Genomic DNA, 4,094 nt, shown 5'->3' on the forward strand with positions numbered 1-4,094 from the left:
CAACAGCCCCGGCAGCTCCCACCCAGCCCACCCACGGAGAACAACCCACCCACCCCAGCCACCCACCAACCCAAACCCAAACCCAAACCCACAGCACCCCACAGCCAACCCACGCCCCACTCAGTCACCCCACTCAGCCACCCCGAAAGTCGGCTCAACCTCGCTCAACCCTGCCGGCCCACGGCAACCCCAGCCGGCTCCAGCCAGCCCCGACCGACCCCGCTCAACCCCGACCGGCCTGCCCGGCCCCGCTCATCCCCCACCCACCCCCGTACCGCATTCCGAGCAGCGGACCCGCCCCCGCCAGCGGCCCCACAGAGCCCCACCAGGCCCCCCATCAGGGAAAACCAGCCCCACCAAGCCCCCATCAGGGAAAGGGGGAAAGGTGAGCTCAGGGGCGTTCTGCCTGCAAGCGGGCCACATATGCGGCGGCCTGGGAGCGGCGTTCCATGCCGAGTTTGGAGAGCAGGCTGGAAACGTAATTCTTGATCGTCTTTTCGGCCAGGTGCAGACGTTCGCCGATCGCGCGATTGGTGAGGCCCTCGCCGATGAGATCCAGAATGCGGCGTTCCTGTTCCGTGAGGGAGGCCAGCCGCTCGTCGCCGCGCGGGGTGTTACCGGCCCGTAGGCGTTCCAGTACGCGGGCCGTGGCGACCGGGTCGAGCAGGGATTTTCCGGCGGCGACGTCGCGTACCGCGGATAGCAATTCATTGCCACGGATCGCCTTGAGGACATAACCGGACGCCCCGGCCATGATCGCGTCGAAGAGGGCCTCGTCGTCGGCGAAGGAGGTCAGCATCAGGCAGTGGATGCTCTCGTCCGCCGAGCGGATCTCCCGGCACACCTCAACCCCGCTGCCGTCGGGCAGCCGTACGTCGAGTACGGCGACATCGGGCCTGGTCGCGGGGATGCGGACGAGTGCGTCGGCGGCGGTTCCGGCCTCGCCCACGACCTCGATGTCGTCCTCGACGGAGAGCAACTCGTGCACGCCCCGGCGCACGACTTCATGGTCGTCAAGCAGGAATACGGTGATTTTTCCTTCTTCGCGCACGTTCTCAGTCTCACATACGAACTCTTCCCGTGCTCTTGCCCTCCGGGATAACGTGCCGTTGTTCTGGCGGCCTGCGAGGCTGTGACCAGTGCTTGTTCCCCACTTTCTCGATTTACTTGGAAATCCAAGCAAAATCGCAGGTCAGATGGGGTTTCGCAGACCTGCGACGCACTGGGTAACGTGACTTTCGCGGGACTCCCGCCGGAGCACCTGTCACGCCCGGTCGGGGCATCGGCGCACCCACCCCGTGCGCCGGGGACCGTCCGGGCGGAGCCGCCCTTTCGCCTCTGGCGCGAGGACCACCAGCCGCCGGCGGACCCCGGGGGCCGGACAGACGGAGGAGCACACGTGACCGTGGACAGCACTGCCGCGAGCAAACCACGCCGCAGCAGCAGCACCAAGCGCACCAGGGCCAAGCAGCCGACGGCTGATCAACCCCAGCTCGTACAGCTACTGACGCCCGAGGGCGAGCGGGTCGAGCACCCCGACTACTCCATCGACCTGACCGCTGAAGAGCTGCGTGGGCTGTACCGCGACATGGTGCTGACCCGGCGCTTCGACGCCGAGGCGACGACCTTGCAGCGCCAGGGCGAGCTGGGCCTGTGGGCCTCGCTGCTCGGCCAGGAGGCCGCGCAGATCGGCTCGGGCCGCGCCCTGCGCGACGACGACTACGTCTTCCCCACCTACCGCGAGCACGGCGTCGCCTGGTGCCGGAACGTCGACCCGACGAACCTGCTCGGCATGTTCCGCGGCGTGAACAACGGCGGCTGGGACCCGAACTCCAACAACTTCCACCTGTACACGATCGTGATCGGCTCGCAGACGCTGCACGCCACCGGCTACGCGATGGGCGTGGCCAAGGACGGTGCGGACTCGGCCGTGATCGCGTACTTCGGTGACGGCGCCTCCAGCCAGGGTGACGTGGCCGAGGCGTTCACCTTCTCGGCGGTCTACAACGCGCCGGTCGTCTTCTTCTGCCAGAACAACCAGTGGGCCATCTCCGAGCCCACCGAGCGGCAGACCCGCGTCCCGCTCTACCAGCGCGCCCAGGGGTACGGCTTCCCCGGCGTGCGGGTGGACGGCAACGACGTGCTGGCCTGTCTCGCGGTGACCCGGGCCGCCCTGGAGCGGGCCCGCAGCGGTCAGGGCCCGATGCTGGTCGAGGCGTTCACCTACCGGATGGGCGCGCACACCACCTCCGACGACCCGACGCGCTACCGCGGCGACGAGGAGCGCGAGCTGTGGGAGGCCAAGGACCCGATCCTGCGGCTGCGCACCTACCTGGACCGCGAGGGCTTCGCGGACGCGGACTTCTTCAGCGTGCTTGAGGAGGAGTCGGACGCGCTGGCCAAGCGGGTGCGGGACGCGGTGCGGTCCATGCCCGACCCGGACGACATGGCCATGTTCGAGCACATTTACGCCGACGGGCACTCGCTCGTCGACGAGGAGCGCGCCCAGTTCGCCGCGTACCAGGCTTCGTTCGCCGAGGAAGGTCACTGAGATGGCTGCCGGTACCACCGAAAAGCTGTCGATCGTCAAGGCGATCAACGCTTCGTTGCGCAAGTCCCTGGAGACCGACCAGAAGGTCGTCATCATGGGTGAGGACGTCGGCAAGCTCGGCGGCGTCTTCCGGGTCACCGACGGGTTGCAGAAGGACTTCGGCGAGGAGCGGGTGATCGACACCCCGCTGGCCGAGTCCGGCATCGTCGGCACCGCCATCGGCCTCGCGCTGCGCGGCTACCGCCCGGTGGTGGAGATCCAGTTCGACGGGTTCGTCTTCCCGGCGTACGACCAGATCGTCACCCAACTCGCCAAGATGCACGCCCGCGCGCTGGGCAAGATCAAGATGCCGGTCGTCATCCGCATCCCCTACGGCGGTGGCATCGGCGCCGTCGAGCACCACAGCGAGTCGCCCGAGGCGCTGTTCGCGCACGTCGCGGGGTTGAAGTGCGTCTCGCCTTCGAACGCGTCCGACGCGTACTGGATGATGCAGCAGGCCATCGCCAGCGATGACCCGGTCATCTACTTCGAGCCCAAGCGCCGCTACCACGACCGCTCCGAGGTCAACACGGCCGCCATCCCGGGCCCGCTGCACGTCGCCCGGGTGGAGCGGGCCGGCACCGACCTGACGCTCGCCGCGTACGGGCCGATGGTGAAGGTGTGTCGGGACGCCGCCGCGGCAGCAGCCGAGGAGGGCAAGTCGATCGAGGTGCTCGACCTGCGGTCGATCTCGCCGGTCGACTTCGACGGCATCGAGGCTTCGGTGCGCAAGACGGGCCGGCTGGTCGTCGTGCACGAGGCGCCGGTCTTCTTCGGCTCGGGCGCGGAGATCGCCGCGCGCATCACCGAGCGGTGCTTCTACCACCTGGAGGCTCCGGTGCTGCGGGTGGGCGGGTTCCACGCGCCGTACCCGCCGTCCCGACTCGAAGACGAGTACCTGCCGGGGCTTGACCGGGTGCTCGACGCCGTTGACCGCGCGTTGGCGTACTGAGGGGCTTGGAGCAGCGATCATGAGCAACACCGCACAGCGCTTCCGCGAATTCAAGATGCCCGACGTGGGCGAGGGCCTGACCGAGGCCGAAATCCTCAAGTGGTACGTGCAGGTTGGCGACACGGTCACCGACGGCCAGCCGGTCTGTGAGGTCGAGACCGCCAAGGCCGCCGTCGAACTGCCCATCCCCTTCGACGGCGTGGTGCACGAGCTGCGCTTCGAAGAGGGCGTGACCGTCGACGTCGGCACCACCATCATCTCCGTCGACACCCAGCCGGGCGCGGGCCCGGCCGAACCGGCGGCGCCCGCAGCCGCCGAGCCCGCTGCGGCGCCCGCGGCCGACGAGGAGCCCGCACAGCAGGGCCGGCAGGCCGTGCTCGTCGGGTACGGGGCGGCGCCGTCCTCCACCAAGCGGCGGCCCCGCAAGCCGCAGCCCGGCCAGGCCGGACGAGCAGCCGGCCAGCCGTCCGTTGCCGCGGCGCTCCAGGCGGAGCTGAACGGGCACGCGGGCGCGGCCCCCGCCGCCCCGGCCGCCCCTGCCGCCCCCGTGGT

General features: G+C 69.4%; 4 protein-coding genes. 3 read left to right on the forward strand and 1 reads right to left on the reverse strand.

The window, feature by feature from the left end:
• Positions 1–391: 391 nt before the first annotated feature.
• The gene (locus AAHZ94_RS29590; RefSeq protein WP_349996760.1) at positions 392–1,051 is read right to left on the reverse strand and encodes a response regulator; all 660 of its coding nucleotides are present in this window, start codon (positions 1,049–1,051) and stop codon (positions 392–394) included.
• Positions 1,052–1,399: 348 nt separating this feature from the next.
• Between AAHZ94_RS29590 and pdhA the strand changes: the two genes are divergently transcribed.
• From pdhA to AAHZ94_RS29605, 3 genes are all read left to right on the forward strand, one after another.
• Positions 1,400–2,551, forward strand: a complete 1,152-nt coding sequence (pdhA, locus tag AAHZ94_RS29595) for a pyruvate dehydrogenase (acetyl-transferring) E1 component subunit alpha (RefSeq protein WP_349996762.1) — start codon at positions 1,400–1,402, stop codon at positions 2,549–2,551.
• Between the two features lies 1 nt (position 2,552).
• Positions 2,553–3,542 (forward strand): alpha-ketoacid dehydrogenase subunit beta, encoded by a 990-nt coding sequence (locus AAHZ94_RS29600; RefSeq protein WP_349996763.1) that lies wholly within the window; start codon positions 2,553–2,555, stop codon positions 3,540–3,542.
• A 19-nt stretch (positions 3,543–3,561) separates the two neighbouring features.
• Positions 3,562–4,094: biotin/lipoyl-containing protein (locus AAHZ94_RS29605; RefSeq protein WP_349996765.1), on the forward strand; the 533-nt coding region annotated here is incomplete at its 3' end.

The sequence above is a fragment of the Streptomyces sp. HSW2009 genome, assembly GCF_040240285.1.
GTDB lineage: Bacteria > Actinomycetota > Actinomycetes > Streptomycetales > Streptomycetaceae > Streptomyces.

Bases quoted from the DNA above. Each gene is read 5' to 3' on its own strand.
- AAHZ94_RS29600 (WP_349996763.1), top strand. From the start codon at position 2,553: ATGGCTGCCGGTACCACCGAAAAGCTGTCGATCGTCAAGGCGATCAAC.